Annotated in this window: 19 protein-coding genes and 3 pseudogenes; 13 read left to right on the forward strand and 9 right to left on the reverse strand. The window is 50.0% G+C overall.

The window, feature by feature from the left end:
- The first annotated feature begins 260 nt into the window (after nt 1-260).
- Both HV127_RS15615 and HV127_RS15620 read left to right on the forward strand, forming a co-directional pair.
- Complete coding sequence (locus tag HV127_RS15615) at nt 261-2,372, forward strand: TonB-dependent receptor (protein WP_182237147.1); 2,112 nt, start codon at nt 261-263, stop codon at nt 2,370-2,372.
- 26 nt (nt 2,373-2,398) lie between these two features.
- The gene (locus tag HV127_RS15620) at nt 2,399-3,607 is read left to right on the forward strand and encodes a hypothetical protein (RefSeq protein ID WP_182237149.1); all 1,209 of its coding nucleotides are present in this window, start codon (nt 2,399-2,401) and stop codon (nt 3,605-3,607) included.
- A 33-nt stretch (nt 3,608-3,640) separates the two neighbouring features.
- On the opposite strand, the gene HV127_RS15625 is transcribed toward HV127_RS15620, so the two are convergent.
- Complete coding sequence (locus tag HV127_RS15625) at nt 3,641-4,516, reverse strand: LysR substrate-binding domain-containing protein (RefSeq protein WP_182237151.1); 876 nt, start codon at nt 4,514-4,516, stop codon at nt 3,641-3,643.
- A gap of 130 nt (nt 4,517-4,646) precedes the next feature.
- Between HV127_RS15625 and HV127_RS15630 the strand changes: the two genes are divergently transcribed.
- The gene (locus HV127_RS15630; protein ID WP_182240670.1) at nt 4,647-5,492 is read left to right on the forward strand and encodes an MBL fold metallo-hydrolase; all 846 of its coding nucleotides are present in this window, start codon (nt 4,647-4,649) and stop codon (nt 5,490-5,492) included.
- Nucleotides 5,493-5,666: 174 nt separating this feature from the next.
- Nucleotides 5,667-7,643 carry a glycoside hydrolase family 28 protein gene (locus tag HV127_RS15635; RefSeq protein WP_182237153.1) on the forward strand — a complete coding sequence of 659 codons (1,977 nt, stop codon included), beginning with the start codon at nt 5,667-5,669 and terminating at the stop codon, nt 7,641-7,643.
- 67 nt (nt 7,644-7,710) lie between these two features.
- Here HV127_RS15635 and HV127_RS15640 read toward each other — a convergent pair whose 3' ends face one another.
- A complete protein-coding gene (locus HV127_RS15640; RefSeq protein WP_228727465.1) occupies nt 7,711-8,202 on the reverse strand; it encodes a hypothetical protein in 492 nt (163 codons plus the stop codon).
- Nucleotides 8,195-8,953: a helix-turn-helix domain-containing protein gene (locus HV127_RS15645; protein ID WP_182237157.1), complete on the reverse strand. Its 759-nt coding sequence runs from the start codon at nt 8,951-8,953 to the stop codon at nt 8,195-8,197. The genes HV127_RS15640 and HV127_RS15645 overlap by 8 nt, the downstream gene beginning before the upstream one ends.
- Nucleotides 8,954-9,484: 531 nt before the next feature.
- Here HV127_RS15645 and HV127_RS15650 point away from each other — a divergent pair.
- Nucleotides 9,485-9,805, forward strand: coding sequence for a hypothetical protein (locus tag HV127_RS15650; RefSeq protein WP_139538902.1), 321 nt, complete (start codon nt 9,485-9,487; stop codon nt 9,803-9,805).
- 339 nt (nt 9,806-10,144) lie between these two features.
- Here the strand turns inward: HV127_RS15650 and HV127_RS15655 are convergent, their stop codons facing one another.
- From HV127_RS15655 to HV127_RS15665, 3 genes are read right to left on the reverse strand one after another with little or no spacing between them, the layout of a single operon-like run.
- Nucleotides 10,145-10,858 carry an MgtC/SapB family protein gene (locus tag HV127_RS15655; RefSeq protein WP_139538901.1) on the reverse strand — a complete coding sequence of 238 codons (714 nt, stop codon included), beginning with the start codon at nt 10,856-10,858 and terminating at the stop codon, nt 10,145-10,147.
- Between the two features lie 31 nt (nt 10,859-10,889).
- Nucleotides 10,890-12,125 (reverse strand): MFS transporter, encoded by a 1,236-nt coding sequence (locus HV127_RS15660; protein ID WP_139538900.1) that lies wholly within the window; start codon nt 12,123-12,125, stop codon nt 10,890-10,892.
- Nucleotides 12,126-12,137: 12 nt separating this feature from the next.
- Nucleotides 12,138-12,962 (reverse strand): MBL fold metallo-hydrolase, encoded by an 825-nt coding sequence (locus HV127_RS15665; RefSeq protein WP_182240672.1) that lies wholly within the window; start codon nt 12,960-12,962, stop codon nt 12,138-12,140.
- A 333-nt stretch (nt 12,963-13,295) separates the two neighbouring features.
- Between HV127_RS15665 and HV127_RS15670 the strand changes: the two genes are divergently transcribed.
- Nucleotides 13,296-15,470 (forward strand): extracellular solute-binding protein, encoded by a 2,175-nt coding sequence (locus tag HV127_RS15670; RefSeq protein ID WP_182237159.1) that lies wholly within the window; start codon nt 13,296-13,298, stop codon nt 15,468-15,470.
- Between the two features lie 123 nt (nt 15,471-15,593).
- On the opposite strand, the gene HV127_RS15675 is transcribed toward HV127_RS15670, so the two are convergent.
- The 3 genes and pseudogenes from HV127_RS15675 to HV127_RS15685 form a co-directional block, all read right to left on the reverse strand.
- Nucleotides 15,594-15,986, reverse strand: coding sequence for an MFS transporter (locus HV127_RS15675; protein ID WP_182237161.1), 393 nt, complete (start codon nt 15,984-15,986; stop codon nt 15,594-15,596).
- Nucleotides 15,947-16,308: pseudogene (locus tag HV127_RS15680) on the reverse strand (phage holin, lambda family). Before HV127_RS15680 ends, HV127_RS15675 begins: the two are co-directional and overlap by 40 nt.
- A 915-nt stretch (nt 16,309-17,223) precedes the next feature.
- On the reverse strand, nt 17,224-17,850 hold the full coding sequence (locus HV127_RS15685; protein ID WP_182237163.1) for a YagU family protein: 627 nt from the start codon (nt 17,848-17,850) through the stop codon (nt 17,224-17,226).
- A gap of 328 nt (nt 17,851-18,178) precedes the next feature.
- Here HV127_RS15685 and HV127_RS31965 point away from each other — a divergent pair.
- The 7 genes and pseudogenes from HV127_RS31965 to HV127_RS15720 form a co-directional block, all read left to right on the forward strand.
- Nucleotides 18,179-18,419, forward strand: a pseudogene (locus HV127_RS31965) (transposase); the annotation flags it as partial.
- Nucleotides 18,417-18,944, forward strand: a pseudogene (locus tag HV127_RS15695) (porin); the annotation flags it as partial. The pseudogenes HV127_RS31965 and HV127_RS15695, both read left to right, overlap by 3 nt.
- 741 nt (nt 18,945-19,685) lie before the next feature.
- Entirely contained in the window at nt 19,686-21,836 is a 2,151-nt protein-coding gene (locus HV127_RS15700; protein WP_182240676.1) for a TonB-dependent receptor, read from the forward strand.
- The gene (locus HV127_RS15705; RefSeq protein WP_180349579.1) at nt 21,836-22,663 is read left to right on the forward strand and encodes an ABC transporter substrate-binding protein; all 828 of its coding nucleotides are present in this window, start codon (nt 21,836-21,838) and stop codon (nt 22,661-22,663) included. Before HV127_RS15700 ends, HV127_RS15705 begins: the two co-directional genes overlap by 1 nt.
- A gap of 20 nt (nt 22,664-22,683) precedes the next feature.
- Entirely contained in the window at nt 22,684-24,024 is a 1,341-nt protein-coding gene (gene hutW / locus HV127_RS15710; protein ID WP_182237165.1) for a heme anaerobic degradation radical SAM methyltransferase ChuW/HutW, read from the forward strand.
- Nucleotides 24,025-24,036: 12 nt separating this feature from the next.
- On the forward strand, nt 24,037-24,531 hold the full coding sequence (gene hutX, locus HV127_RS15715; RefSeq protein ID WP_182240678.1) for a heme utilization cystosolic carrier protein HutX: 495 nt from the start codon (nt 24,037-24,039) through the stop codon (nt 24,529-24,531).
- Nucleotides 24,531-25,154, forward strand: a complete 624-nt coding sequence (locus tag HV127_RS15720) for an SDR family oxidoreductase (protein WP_139538895.1) — start codon at nt 24,531-24,533, stop codon at nt 25,152-25,154. Before hutX ends, HV127_RS15720 begins: the two co-directional genes overlap by 1 nt.
- Nucleotides 25,155-25,196: the final 42 nt, after the last annotated feature.

The raw sequence follows: 25,196 nt of genomic DNA on the forward strand, positions 1-25,196 counted from the left end.
AGCAGCAGCCGTATCCCGATGGCTGCTGCACTTCACTTCTCAGCCTCTGCAGCCTGCAGTTTTCTTCCGACCAGCTACAAAATATAGCGACTGGTATATGATAATGAAAATCGTTATCATCAGAAATAAATAATTACATCTGGCATTAGATTTTAATTAAAACGCTTTAAAAAGAGCCAGAACACGCTAATAACGGTACACCGTCCGTTAGCCGTGAGCACTGTCATCAATTTACCTTATGGATAAAGGAGAGATGACACATGGGCACGCATACCGCCGCTCAACAATACGCTTTAACCGACCAGCCGGAACAGGCTGAGTCAGAGTACTTTTCAGGGATCCCCACCCTTCTCGTCGGCCTGTGCTGCCTGCTTCCGCTCAGCGCAATTGCAGCAGAAGCCGAAGAGCAGGAGAAGAAACGCGCAGATAGCAGCTATCAGGATCAGGAGTTAATGATCGTCACTGGCGAGAAAACTGCCCGCTCGTTGCTCGATACCGGCTCAAGCGTTGAAGTGTTCGATAGTCGACGCATCGACAGCATGCCGGGAGCCGAAACGGTTTCTGACCTGATGCGCATGACCGCTAACACCGTCGATATCGGCATCGGTAACGATCTGCCCACCGTGCGCGGGGTGGATGGTTCCGGGCCCAGCACCGGGGCCGGAGCGTTTCTTAGCGGTACCCGCCCGCGCCTGGGGCTTTCTCTCGATGGCCGTTCCCTGACCTATAACGAGCAGGCTTACGGCCCGCAATCGCTGTGGGATATGGAGCGTGTGGAGATTTTCCGCGGGCCACAAAGCTATATTCAGGGACGCAATGCCATCGCGGGGGCTATCGTGATGACCTCGAAAGACCCGGATTTTGGTTGGGAGAGCGCCTTCAAAGGCGGTGCGGGTAATCAGCATTCTTCTCAGCTTGCGGCGATGGTCAACGCCCCGCTGATTGAAGAACAGCTGGCCTTGCGCGCCAGCGTCGATCGCCAGCGGCGGCGCAGCGATATCGATTTACCGGCTTACGATCCGGTTGGCGACCCGAGCGAGGTACAAACCACTAACGCCCGTGCCAAGCTGCTGTTTAACCCGGCGGGCCTGCGCAATCTCACTACCAAGCTCACCTTCAACCACTCTGATAGCGGAGCGCCGCAAAACGAAAGTCTTAACCCAATGCAGCACCCAACCAACCCCCGCCACGACTGGCGACGGGCGGTGTTTAAAAGCAACGTCAATAGCGGTATCTGGGATCTTGCCTGGGAAGGCGATGACGGCCTGCGGCTGGAAAACCGCTTTATTTACACCGGATTCCACATTAACCGCTACGTCGCCGACGGCCTGCCAAAAGCCAAAATTGACGGCAGCGAACTCCATGTCGAACCCGTCGTGCACTTCGGCAATAGCGACAGCCGCCTACGGGGATTTGCCGGATTACGCTATTTCGACGCCTCGCAGGATGAGTCGGTCTATATCTTTGGCGGTTCCACCTTTACCGATGACACCCGCACCAGTTCCGCCTACGGCGAGCTAACCTGGGCGGTCACGCCGCAAGTGGATATTACTACCTCCACCCGCTTTGAGCGCGAACACCGCAAACGTCTCGGCGGCAGCCAAAGCGTGCGCATTGATTTTGACGAAACCTATAACGTCTTTTTACCGAAACTGGACGTCGCCTGGAAACCGGAGGCCAATCAGACCTGGGGGGCACGCGTCGCGCGCGGCTATAACGCCGGGGGCGCAGGGATCACGCTGAGCGCACCGATCACCAGCTACACCTATGACTCGGAATACGTCTGGAACTATGAGCTTTATACCCGCCATGCTCTCAATGACGGCAACGTGGTGCTCACTGGTAACCTTTTTTATAACGACTACAAGGACATGCAGCTCCCCTATTATCTTGCCGCCAACTCTACGGTAATCCGTAATGCCGATAAGGTTGAAACCTGGGGTGCAGAGATGGGAGCCACCTGGACACCGCGTTGGGATCTGGAGCTTTCCGGCAATATCGGTTTACTGAAAACCAAAATTGCCGAATTCCCCGGCAGCGGCGTTGAAGGTCACGAGCTGGCCCGCGCTCCTGCGTATACCGCCAACGTCGGCGCCGCCTGGCAGGTTGCCAGCGGCTGGGAGCTGAGCGGCAACGTCGCCTTCTCCGACTCCTACTACTCCGCCTACGACAACGACTCACGCGGTCGCATTGGCTCCTACTGGTCAGCGAACGCCCAGCTGGCTTACACCTTTATGTACGGTCGGGCGACGTTGTTCGCGCAAAACCTGTTTGATTCCGATCGCAAGGTGATGGTCAGCGGCAACGATGTCTATACCGCCATTCAGCAGCGCTCACGCCTGATTGGTGCCGCCGTGGAATTACGCTTTTAACGAACACCTAAATTGGAGATAACAGGATGTCTGGGATCCACTTTCGTTTATTTACCGCCTTGCTGATGGCAACGGCGACATTCGCTCAGGCGCAGGAGACGCTTATCAAGCCGGAGGATATTCATCGCGCCGCCGTCGCGCCAGCGGTGGTTGAGCTGGCCTGGAGCGCAAAACAAAATGCGCTTTTTGTCAGCTCTCCGGACTGGAAAGATGAGAAAAAATCGACCGTCTTGCGCCTTGACCCGCAAACCCTGGCAAAGCAGGCTACCATCCCGATGGATGTCAAAGGCTTTGGGGTCGCGTTGGATGACGAGCATAACCGCCTGTATCTGACTGAAGGCTTCAACGGCAGCGTAGGGATAGTCGATACCGCCGCCAACCGCAGCCTCGGGTCGATAAAATTACAAGATGAGGTCAATATCGAATCCGCCTGGCGTAAAGCGGGCATGAGCGGCGAGCGCCTCGATTTTATGCTCGCCGAGCTTAAACGTTTCAAAATCAGCGAAGGCCATCTGTATAAAGTCCGCGAGGCGCGATTCGATGCGCAAACCGGACGCCTGTTCCTGCCGGGCCTCGGCTACGGCGTGGATAGCGTACTATTCGTCGTCGATACCCGCAGCGGCAAGCTGGAGAAAACGCTTCCCGGCTTCGGTTTCTATGCTGTCGGTATCGCGCTGGATGAAAAAGGACGCCGTGTGTTCGTCTCGAACATGCAGGGTCAGTTGATGACCGTCAATGCCGATACTCTGGAGATCGCTGGCAAGCGCGAGATCCAGGCCGATCAGCTACTGAACCTGGTATATGACCGGAAAAACGATCGTATTCTCGGCGTTGACCAGGGGATCGATCGCGATAAATACCGTAACTATCACCTGAAAGAGGCGTATACCCGCCGCAGCAGCGGGCATCGCCTGTTCGCCCTGAACGCGCAGGACGGCAAACTACTGACCAGCGTCGAGACCCAGGAAGTGCCGATTTCCCTGCTGCTTGATGAAAAGAAAGAACGGGTTTATGTGACCAATCGCGGCGGCGTGCGGGTGGAAAAAGGCGCGGGCTCGCTTTCCGTCTTTGATAGTAAAACGCTGGCTCATCTGCAAACCCTTCCGCTGCTTCCACACCCAAACAGCCTGGCGCTGGATAGCAAAGCGCGCGCGCTGTTTGTCACCGTGAAAAACGACGGTGCGGCAGCAAAAGCCAATACCGAAGAAAGCGTAGTACGAATTCCGCTGCGTTGATGTTTGATTGTGGCCCGGCTTTCTGTCGGGCCTTCATTGCGCCACCAGCCACTGTTCAAACGCCTGTAGCGCCGCTTCATTGATCCCGTTTGCCAGCGGCTTCACCAGACAGAAGCGCTTCCTCAGACTGCTGGCTATCGGCCACGGAGCAACCAGTAACCCGTTTTCCAGCTCTTTTTCGATATAAGCATGCGGCACCAGCGCAACGCCCTGTCCGGCCAGCGCGGCGGCAATCGCCATTTCATGCAGATCGTAACGTACACCCTGCGCCGGATTATCCAGCGCGATGGCGCACTCTTCAGCGTAGCGAGGCCAGGCGTCGGGGTTCTGCCGTCGATGAATGCGCGGTAGTTCATTCAGCAGGCTGGCGATATCCCCTCTCATCAGTAACGCGGGATGGCATACCGGAACCAGCCGTTCCTCAAACAGAAATTGCATACGCATTCCGGCCCACGCCGGGTGTTCAAAGTGAACCGCCGCATCGAAACCGCTGCCGGTGATGATAAACGGATCGGTTCTGACCGCGATATTCAATGTGATATCAAGATTTTTTTGCTGAAAGTCCCCTAAACGAGGGATCAGCCAGCGGCTGGCAAATGTCGGCGGCGCGGCAATCTCCAGGCTTCGGCTGCCGTTCGTTGCGCCCATCAGATACTGGGTATCTCGTTCAAGCCGCTCCAGAGTTTCGCGCACATGGTGCGCATAGCGCGCACCGTTCGGGTTCAGCCGCACCCTGCTTCCCGTCCGTTCAAAAAGCTGGCAGTTCAACAGAGACTCCAGCCGGGCAATTTGTCGACTGATAGCCCCTTCGGTGAGCGACAGCTCGAGCGCCGCGCGGGCAAAATTGCCATGCCGGGCCGCAGCCTCAAAGGCCTGAAGAGAAGCGCTACTGGGGAGTTTCTTTCGCATTCTGGCAATCTCGGTTTTAGTGACTAAATATCATTGAGCAGTGAAAGAATATCGCTTCCGACCGCTAAATACAGAACGTAGCATGATCAAACGTCACTCTATTGATTTCTTTATCCTGCAAAAGGTATGTATGCACAATCCCTCATTTATTTTCCGTCAGATTGGCGATTTTCTGGTTACCGCCCTTAGCGATGGCAGCATGGCCGCCAGCCTGGCGCTGCTGTCCGGTATAGATAGCCATGACGCCGGGGAAATCCAGCGCTCTGCGGGCATAACTGACCCCGGTAATATTGACATTAATGGTTATCTTATCCGTGGGAGAGGACGAACCATTTTGGTGGATGCAGGTACGGGAGGACTGAATAATGCGGGCGGCGTATTGCTGGAAAGTCTGCAGGCCGCAGGCGTCGCGACGAAAGATATTGATACCGTGCTGTTGACCCACGCGCACCCGGATCATATCGGCGGCCTGCTGGATGCGAGCGGGGCGCCAGTCTATCCCAACGCCCGGCTGCATCTTCACCCTCTGGAAGCCGAATACTGGCAGGATGACTACATGCTAAAACGGGCCAATGAACGGGGGCAGCGTAACTTCGCCCTCGCCCGCCGCACGCTTGACGCCTGGGCGCACAACCTCAGTTTTCTGGATAATCGTGAAGTGGTCGAGGGTATTCGTCCGCTCTGGCTACCCGGCCATACCCCCGGGCACAGCGGATTTCGCATCGATTCGGCTCATCAAAGCCTGCTGATTTGGGGCGATATCGTCCATTTTCCACATATTCAGGCCGCACAGCCCGCAGTCGCAATTGCTTTTGATTGCGATCCTTCACAAGCGCAAATGACGCGAGAGAAGATTTTTGCTCAGGCCGCAAGCGAAAACCTGCTGATTGCCGGTATGCATCTGGGGCCCGCTGGATTTGCCCACATCGTGCCGTCTTTGAGGGGATATCGTATCGAATACTCTACCCCCCAATAATGGGGGATTTTTTACCTTTCCCCACTCACTTTTTCTTACTGACGAAATATTTTTTCGGCTGGCGAAAGATTGACCTTACTCGCGTTTATTTTCCAGTGAAAATATAAAATACAATTTCATTTTTAATGAAGTTTGGTTTTGTTTTTCCATAAAATATGACATTAAGGAAAATCCATGCGCAATAGCTTCAAACCTTCACGCTATATGCTGGCACTCACCCTCGCTCTGGCCGGGGTGGCAAGCGGCTGTAATGACAACAGCGGCGCGAATGATAACCACCAGGATGCGCCCGCTTCCGCGCCGCAGAATGTGATGGTTCCGATACTTTCTGCCGATGAAAACAGCCTGGTGCTGGTCTGGGAAAAACCGGAGTCAGAGACGGAGCAGGTCGTGGACTACGTTATCTATCGTGACGGCGAGCGGTTGGGTAGCGCAAGAGACAATCAGAACCACTATTCCCCGGCAAAGCCCTATATTGATAACTTTTACCAGCGCGTTGCCAGCGACGGCTGGCAGCAGCCAATCGACCTGCGTACTTATACCGTCGGCGGCCTGAAGCCGGATACGGAATATGAATTTACGGTACGCGCGGTCTATGCCGAGGGTAAAGAATCCCCGGATAGCGCCGTAATTAAAGCGCGAACCAGAAAAACGCCGCACATCATAGAGGCCAAAACGTTCGGTGCAAAGGACGATGGCACGACGCTAAACACCCAGGCTTTGCAGCAGGCGATTGATAGCTGCACCGTCGCGCAATATCCGCAGGGCTGCAAAGTGGTGATTTCCGGCGGCGAATTCAAAACCGGTGCCCTCTTCCTGCATAGCGACATGACGCTGGAGATTGCCGCAGGAACCACGCTCCTCGGTTCGGAAGATCCGGCTCAATATCCGCTGGAAAAAGGCTATTACCTCTATCCCTACAGCGATCATCCGCAGCCTCGTCGCCCGCCATCATTAATTAACGTGCTGGAAAGCAACGATAAAGGCGAATCCCCTGCCGGAACGTTTCGCAATATTCGCATTGTCGGTAAAGGCACTATTGACGGCAACGGCTGGACCCGGGGCGTAAAAAACGGCGGCGAGGCGACGATTACCGATGAACTGGGTAACGAGTTACCGCAGTACCGCGCGAGCAATGCTAAAAAAGTCAGCACAGATGGCATTCTGGCAAAAAATCAGACCGAGGAAGCCATCGGCGAAGGCGTTGAAAGCAATAGCGCCTATAAAAATCGCCGTTCCAGCCTGATGACCCTGCGCGGCGTGCAAAATCTCTACCTTGCCGGACTCACCATTCGTAACCCCGCCTTCCACGGCGTGATGGCGCTTGAGTCGGAAAACATTACCCTTAACGGGCTGATCCATCAGACTTTTGATGGCAATAATGCCGACGGCGTGGAGTTCGGCAATAGTCAAAACGCTTTAGTCTTCAATAACTTTTTCGACACCGGAGATGATTGCGTCAACTTTGCCGCCGGGTTTGGTAAAGGGGCGGAAACCTTCCATCAAAAACCACAAAGCGGGGCCTGGATCTTTAATAACTATTTCCGCAAAGGCCACGGTGCCGTGGTGACCGGCAGCCATACCGGAGCATGGATCGAGAAAGTTCGCGCCGAGGATAACGTCATGTATATGACCGATGTCGGCCTGCGCATGAAGAGTCGCCCCTACTATGGCGGCGGCGTGCGCGATGTACTGTTCCGCAATAACGCGATGCAGGATATCGCTAAAGAACCGTTTGTTTTTACGATTAAATACAGCGCGGATGTGAATGATACGACGCCAGCCGATGAGCCCGCTCAGTTCCGCGATGTTCAGGTACAGAACGTCACCGTTGACGGTACTTCGGCGAAAAATAGCATTCTGGTGGATGGGATGACCATCGCCGAAATGGCGGAGTCATTTGGGCTAACTTACTCTCGCGATGCTTATCACCAGAATTTGCGTTTTTCCAACGTCAAATTCCGCAATACCAAAGCCACCAGTATCTCTTTCCTCCACGACAGTCAGTTTGATGAAGTGACGTTCGCCAACACGCCGCAGGTCTGGGAATTCTTCGCGGTAAATGACGTCACGCTCGCCGATAGCCTTCATCAGCAGACCATCACCAGCGGTGAGAATGACAAAGTGACTCTGGAAGGGGCAACGAAGTAATATCGTTCCCGGCGGCGCGAGTCGTCGGGGATTTTCAGTAATTCAAAACACAACGAATATCCGCCGCTCATCTATCCATAGTAAAGACACAGGTCATAGCCGGTGCATTAAGTGTTCCCCAGACTATATAGTCTCTACTTTTGGTAAAGATAAATATGGGCGATTTTCCTGATAGCCCCATTATATCGTAGATTGGCATAACAAGGTTATCAGGAGCATCTCCATGTTTATTATCACGTCGCTCCCCGGGCTGGATTTTGTATCGCCCTTCGCCTACCTCCAGATAATCAAAAGTAATATCCTGAGAAAGATAGTAAGATTCATCGCCATCGACTATTTTTCCCGACAACGCAATATAGCCAGTGTTATTACTCATATCAAATAAAACACGACCATCAAAGGTATATGAATCGTTCAACGATGAAATAGTATAAAAAATACTTGCCTCATATGTTTTTATTTTATTTTTCCTGCTCAAAAAATCTAATAAATAAAAAACAATAGCAATTACTGCACAGCACAAAAAAACAGAGTATAGATAGAATTTATTCTTAATCACGTTGCCTCCATTTATTTGCATAGACATTATTACAGTAGATGATTTTATTGCTTATGCTATCCATAGGGCAAAATGAGGAAAATATTTCTCCAGACCGACCATGAAGTACGCTTCTTTGGACATAAATTATCAACCTGGCTGGATTGCTCTGACAATACTCAAGCAGGCCTGGATGATGCATAGTCAGAACATTAATAATTTTCCCCTGCATACTCTCTGGAATCTGGACGTAAGATTTTATGTGGCACTGTCCAATACGAGTCAGGTTATCTGATTCTTTCGCCAGGATCGATGTTGCAGCAACTTCATATTTTATGGCAAAAATAAAAATCAGGCTGCATACAAGAGCCATAGCTCCACCGAGTTTCAGGTGACGAAACCTTCCTGGAGAGGAGACGCCCTTAACGGCTTCATCACATCGTTTTATTTTGATCTCTGCTGAGAGAGAGAAGCCAGCGCCGGGGATTGTCAAAATAGTATTATCTATTCCCGTTAAGGATGATAACTTCTTTCTGAGAATACTAATATACTGATTTAAAGAGGAGTTTGATGCTGCGTGCCCCCGCGACTCCCACACCCTCTCTAATAGGCTTTGCCGGGACACAACCTCACCATGAGATGCAATCAGTATCGCCAGAATATGATTAGCCGTTTTTGTTAACTGGTGTTTTTCCGTTACGCCAATATCGATATGAATGAGTTTACCCGACCCAGAGTTATAAAATACTTTGTTTTCGATTAAGTACTTCATAATGATTCTGCATCCTGTGAACACCACGGTTGCTGCGGCAAGAGAAGTCCATGGCATATTCAGCCCTGCCGCATCCCGGGAAGATTGAAGTAATGTATCGTGTTGGTAAATCAATAGTATCAATAAAAGCATACTAAATGTTATACAGTTAATTACTTTATTTTAATTATGTGTGCAGCCTCAAAATTATGGGCGCATAAGAAACAATAACCTACACATTTAAACGATTTAGAATAATTAAAAACAAAAACATACATTAAGTATCAAACCATCACACTTTACAGCGATTAAAACCTAATAAAAAACAGTTAAATTTCACGTAAAAATTCTTTTTCAAATTAAAATTACATTATAAATATTTAAAAATTAATCTATTGAACCTTTTACATCTATAATTATTGATAAATAAATTCCGCATTGAATTAATGGCCTCTTCTTTATATATTTTAAAACAAGAACACTCAGTCACTTCATGCAGATAATCTGTTGAATTTGACTTAGTAAGTAACATTAATAATTAAGAGGAAAATCATGCATAGCTATCGTTGGGCCAAATTCCTTATTGCTGGCGCAAGGTATAATGACAGTCATTTATTGCTCGTAGAGTTTTATATCCACCATGAGTTAGATGGCATCATTAAACCTGGAATTTGCAGGAACAGACAATGGATATTGAGCCATTTAGTTAATGGTTCAACCCTGTTCACTCTGAATCAGAATAATAACAAATGGGAAAAGAAAGACAGAGTAATTCTCAATCAGGTCGCGGGTAGATATTATATCAGAACCCATCCATCTCCTCATCCTGGGGATGATATCGGTTATCATTTTGCACAAGGCTGCATGATTTAACCGGATATATAACATCTCTATTTTTAACTACAGGTTTAATACGAATGTGGCGAATATGTTCAATTTTAGACATTACCCGTAGTAACCATGAGAGGCCATTGATATTAATCGTAGATGAAAAAATGCATCTGCGTATTGTCAGACCTCACCTCTCATGCGAACAAATAAGAAAGATAAGTATTGAAAAGCTTGAGGAGATTATCATCAGAGAATTAAACTAGCCTGCACTATCCGTGAATAACCACGACCGTAATATCAAATTTTCGCGTTTGGCATTACAGTGCTTCCCCATACGCCAATAAGCTGCGTATGGGGCTAGCGCCTATCGCTTCAGCCAACTCAATGTTCAAGAGCAATTGCACAAACGTGCTCAACATGAGTAAGATCGTGGTACAAGTCGGGTAAGGTCATCTTTTTACGAATGACAACTTTTAAGTTAACCTCTATTTTCCCTTTTTTAATATCTCTGATGGTAATGTTTTCAATGATATTCTTTTGCTGATGAATGCGTGTTATCAAATTTTCAAGCGCATCGCGTTCATCAAGAATGACTCGAACTTTCACTTTACCTGGAAATTGATTCTTAGTTTGTAAGAAAATGATAAATGGACTCAATTTTATTGCCAATAAAAATAACCCTGTAGCAAAGAATGCGTGAAAATAAAAACCGGCACCGCAGGCGATTCCCATCCCGGCAGATGCCCAGACGATTGCCGCTGTCGTGAGGCCAGAAATAGCATCGTCGTGTCGGTGCAGAATCACTCCCGCCCCCAGAAAACCCACGCCACTGATAATCTGAGCCGCCAGACGCATTGGATCGCTACGAATATTCATCGAAATTTCTGCATAGTATTCAGCTGACTGTATTGAAACAACAGTTAACACGCAGCTGGCGACAGACAAAATGACACAAGTTTTGAATCCGACGGGTTTCCCTTTCGATTCTCTTTCAAGGCCAATAATGCCTCCCAGAATAAACGCAATGCTGATTTTGACGATCGTAACTAACGGTAAAAAACCTTGTTCATTGATAATGGCGGCCAGATTATTCATGCAATTACCTTAATGAGACATCCTCAATAATTCAGGAATTTGCTTTTTTCAGGGAGAGATCTGTTTTGCGTTTTGAAAGATCATCCCGGAAGAAAATCAGGAAGAAGACGCTCACCACCGCGGCAACACCGGCAGAAACTAACCAGAATGTCTCCCATTGCGGTAAAGCCTCAGGACCTTGTTCAGTCACGGTACTGTTAAAGATCTGCCCGCATACGGTAGAGGCGAACAGTAGGCCCACGCCGTTGGAGACGATAAATCGCAAACTTTGGGCTTGCGCTTTAATCTCTGGCGCGGCTTTACGGTCAACATAAATATCGCCCACGGTAAAGAAAAAGTCCCAGCAGAAACCCTGTAACATCAAACCGATCAGCACAAACATCATGTTGGCATCCAGAGAGGCATGGGCAAACAACAGCGTACGAATGATCCAGCAAACAGCGCCAAGCATCAGAGTGATTTTGAAGCCTGCTTTCAGTAGGAAGAACGACAGGAGGAACATGAAAACGACTTCACAGGCAATGCCTACCTGCATCATTGTTGCAGCGTTATCAAAACCAAGTGCTTTTAAAAAGACGGGAATATAGGCGGAGTAAGCAGTTTTTGGGATCATCAGTACAAAAATACTGAGCATCAGAACCGTAAAGCTACGATCTTTGAAGAGTGCCAGAGCATCCAGACATAAGAGATCGCGAAGGGTAAAGGCACTCCCTTTAGCTCTTGGCGGAGTATTCGGTAACGTAAAGCAATATAGGCCAAGAACGACACCGGAGGCTGACGCAATATACCAGGTGATGGTGTTGCCGGAAAAGCCCATTTCACCAATAATAAAGCCGATAACCATAAAGCCAAATGTGCCGAAAACACGTATAAACGGGAAGTATTTTACCCCGTTAATATGGCTGAAACTGATACTATTTGCCAGCGCAGTTGTTGGATAAAAAAGTAGTCCAACGAGAAAAATCATGGTCAGCGTCATGCCCGTGTTTTGTGCTTCGATGAACTGCGGAACAAACAACAGAATGCCAGCATTAATTAAATGCAGGATCGCCATGACTTTTTGAGATGAAAAAAAACGGTCGGCTACCATGCCAATAAATAAAGGTGAGAGAATGGTCGCCAGTCCAAGTAAGGCATAGGATGAACCAATTATGGTCGCCATACCATAGGTGCTTAATACCAGCCCCATGGTCATATTCCATGCCCCCTGCATAAAGTACTGTATGAACATCATAATCAACAGGCGTGGTGTTTTATTAAGGTCCATATTGCATATCCTTTATTGATTGATGCTCAGGTTAAGCCCATCCCAGGCGACAAGAATGTTCTCTTTATCGCACACCGCCACGAGCTCATCATGTAGCAGGCCGCCGCTGTGTGAAATATGTGAGACGATGAGTTTACTTTTTTTATTAAGGCAGCCCAGCTCTGCAAGCCTGTCTCTGGCGGCGAAGACCGTTTCCAGACTCATATGGTTATTTGTACGATTGTCGCCATTAAAGCCGTAGGTACATTCGAGAACGGCCAAATCAATTTTTTTCCCTTCCAGCCACTGCCAGGTAAGCTCAGGAAACCAGCCAGAGTCATGGCCGTAGAAAATTGACTGACCTTCTTTTTCGATAAACCAGGTATAACAAAGCTCCCATTTGGCATGGTTAGCCAGCAATGGGGTAATACGATATCCACGGGTTTCAACCGTCACGAAGGGCACCAGGCAATGAAAAGCAAATCTTTCAGCGCTGTAACCCGGCAAAACCTCTGCCGCACCGTTAATGGCGCGATCATTCCCAAAGATATGTAGCGGATGAGTAATTTCAAATCCGTAACCTTCCATTCGGCTAAAAAGATCGCCGACGTTGAAATGATCGGGATGAGTATGGGTAAACAGTAGCGACCTGATCTCCGTTGCGTCCAGACCCTCACGAAGCAGTTGCTGGCTGAATTCAGGCGCGACATCAATCAACAGTTCATCATCAATAATCGCTGATGAGTGTGTACGTAAGTCTTTTCCTTTACGTATGCGAGCGTGTTGACAGTGCTCACAGCGGCAAAAAGGATTAGGTATCCCTTCAGATGCTGCCGTTCCCAGAAAATGGATCTTCATAATTTCCCTCTTATCACAAACGTAATGCTGTTTTTTTAATCGATAATGTAATAAAACGTAATTGGAACGTGTCAATTATCATTCTACTCTTTCACGCAAACAACGATCTTTTCTCCCAGAAGTGATCCCCTTCAAGGATTTATTATTTTTATTAATAATTTCATTACGTTGTAATTTAAACCACATCATTAAGTGATTTAGCCTTAAGTAGATCGAGAATTTTTAGAGTAAAAATGACTCAATTTTATTTTGTAACGTTCAAATAATATCAACTACGATAGTTTCCGGATGAACGCCGTGCTAGCATCGAAGCATCAAAGAAAGGATGTAAAAATGCCAACTATCAAAGACATAGCAAGAATTGCCGGTGTTTCGCACGGAACCGTCTCTAATGTTCTCAATGGCAGAGGAAATGTGAGCGTTGAAAAGATTGAAGCGGTTCAACGCGCAGCTAAGGAAGTTGGCTATCAGTTAAATGCACAGGCGCAATCGCTGAGGGCCAGCAAAAGCCAAGGGATAGCGCTGATTTTGCCGGATATTAATACGGAGCAGTACTATCAGCTTTATCGGGGTTTACACCAGGTCTGTAAGCCTTCGTTAAGCGAACCATTGGATCTTTATCTGACGAATGACCTATCCAATCTGGAACTGGAGATTCTGCAAACGCTGACGGCGAAGTCTTACCAGACTATTGTCACCGTCAGTTGCCTGAGCAATAGCCAACCCTATTACGAAGTGCTCAAACTGCCTGCGGAGAATATTCTTTTTGCATATCGGCAACCTGCTGGGGCTGAATATTACTTCAGTCTGGATTACGCGACTGCGGGTGAAGAAATAGCAAAAAGGGCGTTGATGCAGCAACCGAGCCATATCGGCGTTTTCTGCGAACCGCTTGAATACGCTCACAGCACATGTTTTATTCAGGCGATACAGGAAACATGCCGAGCGTTGAGTCCGCAAACTAAACTCACGATTTTACCGGCACTCGCCAGTGAATCGAACACCGTCGCATTTGATTTTTTCCGCGGGGCACCACCTGATCTTTTTATCGTTCAGAATAGTGATAAAACGCGTGCATTGACGCAAGCAGCCTGGTTTGGTAGTTCCCGGTCCTGTCCACCAGTACTGCAATTGAGTGATAATCTGCCTGCTGCTTTTGAGGGCGTCACAAGCTACCAGATGGATTATGGTCGCCTGGGGACATCAATGGCTTCCCACATTCGTCAGCCCAAAAACCAGGATAAGCATCGCATTCTGACCAATTGCGGTTTTTCTTTGAATGGCCAGTTCGTACAGCCGCCTGAAGCCGAGGCAGCGCTGAATATGTTGATTTTGCCTAGTCCCTCAACCGATGCGCTGAAGAAACTATTACCCCACCTTTATCGCCAGACTGGCATTAAGGTAAATCTCGCGGTTTATCCTTATGATGAAGTATTTGAAATTCTCTCCCACCTTCATCTGCATCCCTATTACGATCTGCTACGAATCGATATGGCTTGTTTTCCCTGGTTTGCAGAGAAAGTTTTATTACCTCTGGAGTCTGTTTCCCCTACCCTTCCGCTACTCCTGGATAACTTCTCTGAGCAAATTCAGCAGCACTTCGGCCTGGTGAATGGGACCGCTTGGGCAATTCCTTTTGATGCTAGTATGCAGCTCCTGTTTTACCGACGCGATCTCTTTGAGGATGCGACGATAAAACGGATGTTTTATGAAACAACGGGTAAAGAATTAACGCTGCCTGAGAACTTTGCACAATTCGATGAAATAGCGGCTTTCTTCAGTAAGCTGCATCAACCTGATAACCGGCTGCGTCCGATGGGAACGGCAATAACACTGGGTAGTTCAGGGCTTATTGCCACCGAATATCTGCTGCGTTATTACGCTCTCGGCGGACGTCTGGTGCGTGAAGGTGAACCCGTGCAGCTGGATGCTTCACTTGCCGCAATCGCTCTTGATCAGTACCTGCAACAGCTTTCCTTCGCGGTGAACCTACCCGGAGAATGGTGGAGTGACGCTGTTAAACAGTTTGAGCGCGGAAATCTTGCCATGCTGATTATGTATCTCAACTTGTTCAATGACGTTGCACATACGGCCATTGCCCCTACAATCGGCTATGCTCAGGTTCCGGGACAGATTCCACAGCTGGGAGGGGGGTCTATTGGCATGTCCCGCTACAGTAAAAAGAAAAAACAGGTTGAGCAGTTCTTCCACTGGCTCTATTCCGATGAAATTGCGCGCCATCTGGTTCTGTTAGGAGGGAACAGCGCCTGGTCCGGAATCAGCCACGATCAAAACGTTCTCAACGTCTATCCGTGGTTTAATTTATTGAATGAAAAAGGAATGTCAGGAATCAGGGAATCTCAGGGGAATAAAGGGGTGCCCTTTAACCTACGACAGGCAGAGATTATTATCGGACAAGGCGTAACGAACGCGATTAATGGCATTATGGATGTCTCCCAGGCCGTGGAATACATTAATGCACGGATAAAAAATGAAACCGGCAGCTAGCAATATGAAAATGTTCACCTCTTATTTGTACTAACAGATTTTATTCTGCCTGTAATGCTCACGCTTTTACCTACGTGAGCATTAGGCCCTGGAATAGTGAGGATACCGCGGTTACATCAGATTTCATTCTGATGAAGCCGGAAAACCGCTTTCTTTAGCAAACCAGACCGCCAGGAATGTGACGATCAGCAACACTAGCAGTGCGGGAGAGAATGCGCCCACGCCGATGTGGCCCAGCAGCACGCCGCCAACAATACCTCCGCTGGCAATAGCAACATTCCAGACCGTCACCAACATCGACTGCGCAACATCCGCAGCCTCGCCAGCGCTCCTGGCCAGCGCGGTCTGAAATAAGGTTGCTGAGCCACCGAAAGCCAATCCCCAGACGCCCACAGCAACATAAACCGCAGTAGCATGGGTACCGGCTATACCCAATATCAAAGCCGTAAGTCCGAATAAAACCGTGCTTACCAGAGTTAGCGTACGCAGATAGCGAATTTCCGTTTGTAGTGGCACAGTAAAGGCTGATTTGCATCATTTACCCCTGCTTTTCTGGCTGCGAACTTCTTAATCAAGTTGCCAATCGAGTCCTTATCGATAAAGACAATGAACACACTGGCGATATAAGCGAGATTGCTGCTCAGACCAATAAAGCCGAGAGGGGCATGGATGAACCACGCGATCATCGCGCATATAACCGCGTCTATCAACGTCTTGACCATGGTGCCACCGTTATAGCGGCCCCGTAACGCCATGATGAAAGCCAGTATTACACCGATACCCTACCCTTAGCTGCCAGCAGAGCGTCGATGAAATCTTGTTTATAGGGCATTTTCATAGGCCTCACCTCCGTGATTACGAATGGGGTTGTATTTAAAAGGGGTTAAGCCCGCCGGGCTGGATTTATCAATAAAGCACGTCGTAGATGATTCACGCGGGACCTGATAATAAAAAAGCCATGCAAATGTATAGCCCTTTAATTTGGGAGGTTATTTACAAAATGTAACTGAGTCGGTATCTTCGACTTCCGGACAAAAAAACATATACCGGAACCGGATCTAAACATAACTGCCTTGCCTGCATGAAACCATGTGGGCATTTTTTTATGAAAAAGACCCGCCGAAGCGAGTCTGCTACTACTGTTTCTTTGTTTGTATTGGTTATGGCGCCGGTGCCTCCCGGTGAGCATGCATGCCCCAGCAAACATATCTCATGCTGCATTTACAGGGTTTTCGCTCTATTAGCTGGACGCCGCTCCACACAGGTGGATTCACCATGCTGATACTTTACATTGTTCATAAAAAAACCACATCATGTTGTTTTATATGTGATTTTCATGTCAGGATGTCAAGTTTTTTCAGATTAATATGCATCTGCCGCCGGGTAACGACAGTCACTAGTATAAAAAAAGCCTGCTGATTGAGCAGGCTAACAGGTAGGTGTCATGGCAGGTTCAAACAGAAGCATCATCATCCTGTTAGTTCGAGCTACCGATTTATCAGGAAAGAAGTTGGTCTCTGTTTGCCCCATATAACTTTAGCCCAAATAAAAATAACTGTGTCAGAGTTAGGATTTTTCAAGATGCACTCACAACCTAAGCAGAACGAATAACAACATATAATTATTGAGCCCACCAAGGTACTTTTGTCTTACATTGACGTGCTCAAGGTTAGAATAGAAAGGGAACGCAAATGCCCGGTCTTAAAAGTATAAAACCCGCACTGTCAGCGGGTTTTAATGCTTGTTGCTCAGTTTATCTAAACCCTGAATTTAGTGAAACCTCAGCATCAGGTTCATGCGTTATCCTGTTTCGGAGGTCACGGCGAATTATCTCAATAGACCAGAACCATACTAAGTGACCAACTATCTCTGAAACGTTTTCATACCATGGCAGGTCAAAAAGAGGTGGTGTTAATCCCATAAGCGGGAATGAAATCATATGGACAAACAGCTGTGCAAGTGCACCAGCCAGCAGCCCCTGCCACAATTTAATCTTAGGAAACACTTCTGCAACAACACAATATCCTACGGCGAAAACGATGGAGAAGATGATGTGTGTCACACCAACCCAGTTAAACGCATGCTCAGCAAAGGTATAAACAGCCGCATTAGGATCAGCTACTCCCAGCCAATCGCGTAAAAAAATGTATGGTGGGTTAAGGAAGTTCCTAGAGCAGTCTATTTGGTCAGCAGCACGAATAAGTGACTCGGGTCCACACGCGCTGGTAAACATGTCGACAGGACTGCGTGGTGGAAGGGGGACTTCAGCGCCCCATTTTACAAATGCCGAAACCACACCCGAAATTAGCCCAACAAACAAAGCAACGCCATAACGCCGCCTGCGAGGTTCCGTCTGTACAAAAAAGTCTTTTAACGCCATAAAACCACCACTTAAAGGAAAAATTTACAGTTCCTTAATATTCCTTAAGTTGGATGCGTATCATTTTGATTGAGATCACGGTTTGCATTCTACTTGCACAAAATTTGTTTTCTTACTTAAACCTTCAAATAGTAGTACTGATTAATTTGGGCATGCTCGTCACTGAGAACTTTTAAGTGTCGTACAACATGTCTCTTCTCGAGAGCCCTGACCGGATTGCAGAAACAAAAAGCCCCGGCCAAATCCCCTTACCTCACAACTCGCCTGGCATGCATTGCGGCCCTTAACTCACTGTAGTGGAACAATAAAATTGGCCACCAGATTAAAGGTGATATTCTCACCTCAACATAAAACAGGTGACTTAATGAACAAGAAAACTAAGCGTACTTTCACCCCTGAGTTCAGGCTGGAATGTGCCCAGCTGATTGTTGATAAGGGCTACTCATATCGACAAGCCAGTGGCGATGAGTGTCGGTTCTACCACGCTTGAGAGCTGGGTGCGCCAGCTCAGGCGAGAGCGTCAGGGGATTACGCCTTCTGCAACCTCCATTACTGCAGAGCAGCAACGTAAACAGAATGGTGACGGTTTTGGGGCATCCCTGTCTTACAATTTCGACAGCAGTCCGGTGACCCTGGTTGGTGCATACGCTAAATCTGATCGTACTGACTTACAGAATTCTCAGGCACTGGGTTATGGCAGCAACGCAGAAGCATGGGTGACGGGGATAAAATACGACGCTAATGATATCTATCTGGCGGTCATGTACAGCGTTGCGCAAAACATGACACCGATCGGCAGTAAAGGTTTTGCTAACACGTCCAAAAACGTCGAGGCGGTTGCTCAGTACCAGTTTGACTTTGGCCTGCGTCCGTCCCTGGGTTACGTTCAGACCAAAGGTAAAGATCTGGAGCATGGCTACGGCGACCAGGACCTGGTGAAATATTTTGATGTTGGCATGACCTACTACTTCAACAAAAACTTCTCAGCGATGGTCGATTACAAAATCAACCAGATTGATAAATCTGCATTCACCCGTTATGCAGGTATCAGCACCGATGACGTCGTTGCTGTTGGTGTGACGTATCAGTTCTAGCACTCCGGAATATCCTCCCGGGTCAGAAAGACGGGAGGATATTTATATGCTCAGACAAGCCCCGCAGAGCGGAGTGGTGCCGGAGAAAAGATTCCAACTTACAGCCTGTCGGAGCCTCATTCGCGATCCCTCCTCGTTGTGACGGCTGAAGCCATGGTGAACAATACCAAGGCACACCGACTATCATCAGGCGGTACTTATCGCCCCAGCTCCCACGAATGTATCCTACGCCATCAGCGTCGCCTCTCGGCCAAGGCCTGATAAACACCTTCAGGCCACCGGTGACAGCTTTGTAGTCCTTCCTGGCTGTTACGCACCATATGGATAATGCACAACTAGATAAGATCAGCTTCGTTTTTAAGACCTTTAGCCAGTTAACTAGCCAGCGCTTTGAATCGCCACGGATAATCTGGATATTTCTTAGTTATTGATAATATTAATTATTATATTCCGTCAGTGGCATCTAATCACTCAAGCCATGCCGACACTTACTGTTATAAAAATTTCGATGTAATCAAAAATATCGCTGCGGGCTTCTCTTTGAGCCATTTTAAATGACTCTGAGGAGTCTGTTAAACCCGTGAGGATTCAAAAGTTTGACTTATACAGCCCCTAAGTCATAAGTTGACTCAAATCAAAGATGCATTTTATTTAAACCTTTAAGGCTGGACGTTTCATACCTTCATATGTAAGTGTAATTGATACTAATTATTATTATCATACTCATTCATAGGGTCAATGATGCGTATCACAACACTTTCTCGAGGGGCATTAGTACTCTCTGCCCTGCCATTGTTTATTGCAGGTGCCGTTTCAGCAGCCACAGTATCCACCGCACAAAACAAAACCAGCAAAGAAGAGACCCTTGTCGTTACGGCGAACCGCTCGGAAAGCAGCCTCTGGGAAAGCCCGGCAACCATTCAGGTCATCGATCATCAGACGTTACAAAACTCCACCAGTACCTCAATTGCTGATGACCTGCAGGATATTCCGGGTGTTGAAGTCACTGATAATGCGCTGGCAGGACGTAAGCAGATCCGTATTCGCGGTGAAGCCTCTTCCCGCGTGCTGATTCTGATCGATGGTCAGGAGGTCACCTATCAGCGCGCCGGGGACAACTACGGCGTTGGCCTTCTGATTGACGAATCAGCGCTGGAGCGCATCGAAGTGGTAAAAGGCCCTTACTCTGTACTGTACGGCTCTCAGGCCATCGGCGGCGTGGTGAATTTTATCACCAAAAAAGGCGGCGATAAGCCCGTCGCCGGGACGGTGAAAGCGGTCTACAACTCCTCAACCGCCAGTTGGGAAGAGTCCGCCGCTGCCTGGGGCAGTATCGGCCAGTTTGATTACCGTATTAACGGCAGTTATTCCGATCAGGGCGACCGCAAGACACCGGACGGTCGTCTGCCGAATACCCACAACCGTAACAACAGCCAGGCTGTTTGGCTGGGTTATAACCTCGATAACCAGCATTTTGGCCTGTCGCTTGACCGCTACAGGCTCTCCACCCAGACCTATTTTGAAGATCCAGACGGCGAATACGATGCCTTCAGCGTGAAGATTCCGAAGCTGGAACGTGAAAAAGTCGGCTTGTTCTACGATATGGACGTGGGCGGTGACTATCTGAAAAAAATCCATATTGATGCCTATCAGCAGACTATTGAGCGTCAGTTTGAGAATGAGGTGAAAACAACACAGCCCATACCAAGCCCGATGATTCAGGCATTAACAGTGCATAATCAGACCCAGACCCGTGATAAGCAGTACACTCAGGGCATCACACTACAGAGCAATTTCTCTCTTCCGGCCAATAACGAGCTGGTTCTGGGCGCGCAGTACAAGCGCGACCGCGTCTCCCAAACCTCGGACGGCAACACGACGAATAAATCTGTCACCGGATTCATCAATACCGAAACGCAGACCCGCTCCTACTACGAGTCCGAGCAGAGCAATACCTCCCTGTTTGCACAAAATGACTGGCGCTTTGCGGATAACTGGACATGGACACTGGGCGCTCGCCAGTACTGGCTTTCTTCAAAACTAACCCGCGGCGACGGACAATCCACGGCTTCGGGCATCAGCAGCGACACCTCTATCCCGAAACAGTCGACGAACGACAGCGAGCTGGTCACCTCAACCAGCCTGCGTTACTCCGGTTTTGACAACATTGAACTGCGCGCCGCCTTTGCCCAGGGTTACGTCTTCCCGACGCTCTCCCAGCTGTTTATGCAAACGGCTGCGGGTGGCGGTACCACCTACGGCAACCCGAATTTGAAAGCTGAACACTCCAACAACTTCGAACTGGGTATACGTTACAACGACAATCTGTGGCTGGTTGACGGGGCGGTCTATTACTCGGAAGCAAAAGACTATATTGCCAGCATCGCCTGCTCTGGCCAGGCACTGTGCAACGGCAACACTACCTCCTCACGCGGCGGATATTACTACTACGATAATATCAACAAAGCCAAAACCTGGGGTATGGAGCTGAGTGCGGAATATAACGGCTGGGTTGTTTCACCTTACGTTAGCGGCAACCTGATCCACCGTCAGTACGAAGGCCAGACGCTGAAAACCACCAATACTGGCGAACCCAGCGTCAACGGCCGCATCGGGGTGAAACACACGCTGATGCTGAGTCAGGCTAATGTGACCTCCGATGTCTTTATCCGCGCAGCTTCAAGCGCCAAAGATGACACTGGCAGCAAAGAAGTCCGCACGCCTGGCTGGGCGACGCTGAACCTCGCGGTCAACACCGAATTCGGCACTGAAGACCAGTATCAGGTCAATCTGGCCCTCAACAACCTGGCCGATAAACGCTACCGCACGGCGCACGAATCTATTCCTGCGGCGGGCTTTAATGCGGCTATCGGCTTTGCGTGGAACTTCTGATGATTAAAAAAATAGCCATTGGACTGCTGGCTCTTACCTGTGCGCTAAGCGCCCAGGCTGCCGGGCGCATTGTGGTGGCGGGCGGTTCGCTCACCGAACTAATTTATGCGATAGGCGCAGGTAACCACGTGGTTGGAGTGGATGAAACCACCTCTTACCCGCCGGAAACCGCCGCGCTTCCACATATTGGTTACTGGAAACAGCTCAGTAGCGAAAGCATTTTGTCACTGCGCCCGGACCGCTTTATTACCTGGCAGGACGCCGGTCCGCAGCTGGTGTTCGATCAACTGCGGTCGCAGAAAGTCGATGTCGTCACCCTGCCGCGCGTCCCGGCAACTGTCGAGCAGATGTACGCCAACATCCACACGCTGGCGAAAACGCTGAGCGTTGAAGAACAAGGTAACGCGCTGATTAACGATATCCGCCAGCGTCTGGAAAAAGTGGCGCAGAGCAGCGTCAGCAAATCAGCACCAGTCAAAGCGCTGTTTATCCTCAGCGCGGGCGGCAGCGCGCCGCAGGTGGCGGGTCAGGGTAGCGTAGCCGACGCCATTATGACGCTCGCTGGCGCCCAGAATGTGGCGCAGCATCCACAGTATCGCAGCTACAGTGCTGAGGCGCTGATTGCCGCCAATCCGCAGGTGATCATCGTGACCTCACAGATGGTTGAAGGCGACATCAACCGCCTGAGCACAATTGCCGGGATCACTCGTACCGCTGCGTGGAAAAACAAACGGATCATTATTCTCGATCAGGCGCTAATCCTGGGGATGGGTCCACGCGTTGCCGACGCCGTTGAAACGCTGCACAGCCAGTTTTGGCCAAACTAAAGGACGTTGAAAAATCCGTTATGCTGAATATGACATACGAGCTGGATCTCACCCCGCACTTTGCGCTTGAGGGCAGTCAACCCTTCAAAGACCGCCGGGCCACTATGCCATGGCGCGGTGCAATCCCGATTGCTAAAGAGCAAATGGAGCAGACCTGGCTGGAGGTGCTAAGCCACACAACACCGTCGCGTAAGCGCCTGCTGTATCTGCATATTCCGTTTTGTGCGACCCACTGCACCTTCTGCGGTTTTTACCAGAACCGCTACGAAGAAGATCACTGCTCGCGCTACACCGATGCGCTGCTGCGTGAGATTGAGATGGAAGCCGACAGCGTGCTGCATCAGTCCGCACCAATTCACGCGGTCTATTTTGGCGGCGGCACACCGTCTGCACTCTCAGCGCGCGACCTGGCGCGGATTATCACCGCTTTACGCGAGAGGCTGCCGCTGGCGCCGGACTGTGAGATAACCATTGAAGGGCGAGTGCTGAACTTCAACGACGCGCGCATCAACGCTTGTCTCGACGCTGGAGCCAACCGTTTTTCTATAGGTATTCAGTCATTTAACAGCAGAATTCGTAAAAAGATGGCCCGCACCTCCGACGGCCCGACCGCCATCGCCTTTATGGAAGGACTGGTGCGACGTGACCGTGCGGCGGTGGTATGCGACCTGCTATTTGGCCTGCCGGGGCAGAATGCCAGACTATGGGGGGAGGATCTGACCATCGCCCGCGATATCGGCCTCGACGGCGTCGACCTCTACGCCCTCAACCTGCTGCCCAACACACCGCTCGGTAAAGCAGTTGAGAACGGCCGCACCAGCGTGCCGCAACCCGCCGAGCGCCGTGACCTCTATCTTCAGGGCTGCGACTTTATGGACCAGGCCGGCTGGCGCTGTATCAGCAACAGCCACTGGGCGCGCACCACCCGCGAACGCAACCTCTACAACCTGCTGATCAAGCAAGGCGCAGACTGCCTGGCGCTGGGTTCCGGCGCGGGTGGCTCGGTGAACGGCTATTCGTGGATGGTCGACCGCAACCTGAACAGCTGGCACGAATCAATCGCCGCAGGCAAAAAGCCGCTGATGATGATGATGCGCACCGCTGACCGCGGGTTCCAGTGGCGCCATACGCTGCAGTCCGGCGTTGAAACCGCGCGCGTTCCGCTGGAAGCACTCACGCCGCACGCCGTTCGCCTTGTCCCGCTGCTGGCACAGTGGCACCGCGCCGGGCTGACACTAGATGACTCAACCTGCCTGCGTCTGACCAATGAAGGACGCTTCTGGGCAAGCAATATTTTACAGTCTCTTGATGAACTGATTCAGGAGCTTAACGCACCGCACATTGCGGTAGAAACCCCATAGCTGGAGTTAATGATGAGCAACCTTTCTCTGCAGGACTTTTTGAAAACCGAGCCAGACGGCACTCTGGAAGCTATCGCCGGGCAGTACAATACCACCCTGCTGGAGGTGGTAAAAAACGTGCCGTCCCACACCCTGGTAACCGGCGACAAGTTTGATACTGTCTGGGATACTGTTTGTGAATGGGGCAAGGTCACCACACTGGTTCACTCCGCCGATGTAATTCTGGAGTTTACCGGCGAGCTTCCGTCAGGCTTCCACCGGCACGGCTACTTCAACCTGCGCGGTAAAAAAGGCATGACCGGCCATATTAAGGCCGAAAACTGCACCCATATTGCCCTCGTTGAGCGCAAATTTATGGCCATGGATACCGCCTCCATTCTGTTCTTCAACGCGGCGGGCAGCGCGATGTTCAAAATCTTCCTTGGTCGCGACGAGCACCGTCAGCTGCTGAGCGAGCAGGTTGACGCCTTCCGCACTCTGGCCACCGTGCTGAAAGGGGAAGCTTGATGAGCCCATGGTTGATTTTCGGGGCGGGTGGTCAAGGCGTTGGGGCGCTGACGGTCGAGCGAGCGCTGGCAGAAAAACGCCCGGTCATCGCGCTGGTGCGTAACCCGGAAGCCGCCGTTCGCCTGGAAGCAAAAGGCGTTCAGGTCGTGATTGGCGATGCCTGCAATGCCGAGAGCGTAGCACAGGCCTGCCAGGCAGCAGGCCCGGCAGCGACGGTGATTTCCACGATGGGCGGCGCGCAAGACTATCAGGCGCACCGTACGGTGATTGATGAAGCGGAGAAAGCGGGCATTCGCCGCATGATCCTCGTTTCATCGCTGGGTTGCGGAGAGAGTTGGCAGTTCCTTTCGGATCGCGCCAAAGCGGCATTTGGTCAGGCCGTTCGGGAAAAAAGCCTCGCGGAAAGCTGGCTGCAAACCAGCACGCTGGACTACGCCATTCTGCGCCCGGGCGGATTGCTGAACGGAGACGCTACCGGCAAAGCGCAACGCTTCCAGCAGCAGGAAGTACACGGTTTTGTCCAGCGTGCCGACGTGGCCGCGCATATTCAGGCTCTGGACGCTGACCCGGCACTAAACCAACAGGCTTACAGTCTGGTTCAACCGGACCTTAAACCGGTTTAATCTCGTCGCGACGCTGCCAGGCAGCACCGCATCGATGTTATG

The sequence above is a fragment of the Klebsiella sp. RHBSTW-00215 genome, from assembly GCF_014103785.1.
Classification (GTDB): Bacteria; Pseudomonadota; Gammaproteobacteria; order Enterobacterales; family Enterobacteriaceae; genus Klebsiella.

Bases quoted from the DNA above. Each gene is read 5' to 3' on its own strand.
- HV127_RS15630 (WP_182240670.1), top strand. From the start codon at position 4,647: ATGCACAATCCCTCATTTATTTTCCGTCAGATTGGCGATTTTCTGGTT.
- HV127_RS15670 (WP_182237159.1), top strand. From the start codon at position 13,296: ATGCCAACTATCAAAGACATAGCAAGAATTGCCGGTGTTTCGCACGGA.
- HV127_RS15685 (WP_182237163.1), bottom strand. From the start codon at position 17,850: ATGGCGTTAAAAGACTTTTTTGTACAGACGGAACCTCGCAGGCGGCGT.
- HV127_RS15665 (WP_182240672.1), bottom strand. From the start codon at position 12,962: ATGAAGATCCATTTTCTGGGAACGGCAGCATCTGAAGGGATACCTAAT.
- HV127_RS15620 (WP_182237149.1), top strand. From the start codon at position 2,399: ATGTCTGGGATCCACTTTCGTTTATTTACCGCCTTGCTGATGGCAACG.
- HV127_RS15625 (WP_182237151.1), bottom strand. From the start codon at position 4,516: ATGCGAAAGAAACTCCCCAGTAGCGCTTCTCTTCAGGCCTTTGAGGCT.
- HV127_RS15660 (WP_139538900.1), bottom strand. From the start codon at position 12,125: ATGGACCTTAATAAAACACCACGCCTGTTGATTATGATGTTCATACAG.
- HV127_RS15655 (WP_139538901.1), bottom strand. From the start codon at position 10,858: ATGAATAATCTGGCCGCCATTATCAATGAACAAGGTTTTTTACCGTTA.
- HV127_RS15700 (WP_182240676.1), top strand. From the start codon at position 19,686: ATGCGTATCACAACACTTTCTCGAGGGGCATTAGTACTCTCTGCCCTG.
- HV127_RS15635 (WP_182237153.1), top strand. From the start codon at position 5,667: ATGCGCAATAGCTTCAAACCTTCACGCTATATGCTGGCACTCACCCTC.
- hutX (WP_182240678.1), top strand. From the start codon at position 24,037: ATGAGCAACCTTTCTCTGCAGGACTTTTTGAAAACCGAGCCAGACGGC.
- hutW (WP_182237165.1), top strand. From the start codon at position 22,684: ATGCTGAATATGACATACGAGCTGGATCTCACCCCGCACTTTGCGCTT.
- HV127_RS15650 (WP_139538902.1), top strand. From the start codon at position 9,485: ATGCATAGCTATCGTTGGGCCAAATTCCTTATTGCTGGCGCAAGGTAT.
- HV127_RS15705 (WP_180349579.1), top strand. From the start codon at position 21,836: ATGATTAAAAAAATAGCCATTGGACTGCTGGCTCTTACCTGTGCGCTA.
- HV127_RS15615 (WP_182237147.1), top strand. From the start codon at position 261: ATGGGCACGCATACCGCCGCTCAACAATACGCTTTAACCGACCAGCCG.
- HV127_RS15720 (WP_139538895.1), top strand. From the start codon at position 24,531: ATGAGCCCATGGTTGATTTTCGGGGCGGGTGGTCAAGGCGTTGGGGCG.
- HV127_RS15645 (WP_182237157.1), bottom strand. From the start codon at position 8,953: ATGAAGTACTTAATCGAAAACAAAGTATTTTATAACTCTGGGTCGGGT.